The organism is Vibrio sp. 1078-1, from assembly GCF_033340475.1.
Genome location: NZ_JAWOWM010000192.1, coordinates 1 through 837, shown reverse-complemented (window position 1 = coordinate 837; position 837 = coordinate 1). Strand labels below are relative to the sequence as shown.

Genomic DNA, 837 nt, shown 5'->3' with positions numbered 1-837 from the left:
GATTGCTTAAGGCTCGCGGGATATGTGGCCTATTCCCAGCGGCAAGCGTGGGTGATGATATTGAAGTGTACACCGATGAGTCGCGTACCGAGGTTGCTAACGTATTGCGCAATCTTCGTCAGCAAACAGAAAAGCCTAAAGGCTGTAACGACTGCTTGTCGGATTACATCGCGCCAAAAGAAGCTGGCAAACAGGAGTGGGTTGGAGCGTTTGCAGTAACTGGCGGTATCGGTGAGCGTGAGTTGGCCGATGAGTACAAAGCGAAAGGCGATGACTACAACGCAATCATGATTCAAGCGGTGGCGGATCGTTTAGCCGAAGCTTTTGCTGAATACTTGCATGAGCGTGTCAGGAAAGAAATTTGGGGCTATGCAGCAGATGAAAATCTATCGAATGATGGGCTCATCCGTGAAAAGTACCAAGGGATCCGTCCTGCACCGGGTTACCCAGCTTGTCCTGAGCATACAGAGAAAGGCCCGCTTTGGGAGTTACTGAATGTTGAAGAGAACATCGGTATGTCACTAACAACGAGCTATGCAATGTATCCGGGGGCATCAGTGTCCGGTTGGTACTTCTCACATCCAGACTCTCGCTATTTTGCGATCGCTCAGATCCAAGACGATCAGTTAGAGAGTTATGCAGATCGTAAAGGTTGGGATAGGATCGAAGCTGAAAAATGGTTGGGGCCAAACATTAACGGCTAAATCAAGTGAACAAGCAATAAAAAGGGCTGCCAATGTGCAGCCCTTTAATTTGTCGTTGTTCCCTCAAAAACCACGTTATGCTTTTTGAACCACGGTAGTGGGCACTTGAGGAACAAACCAATATTATTGTTCG

Annotated in this window: 1 protein-coding gene; it reads left to right on the top strand. The window is 48.0% G+C overall.

Features of this window, described 5'->3' with window-relative positions; all coding sequences use genetic code 11:
* Positions 1 to 704, top strand: a 704-nt coding sequence (locus R7190_RS26510) for a vitamin B12 dependent-methionine synthase activation domain-containing protein (protein WP_318137757.1), incomplete at its 5' end; no start/stop codon positions are given.
* Positions 705 to 837: the final 133 nt, after the last annotated feature.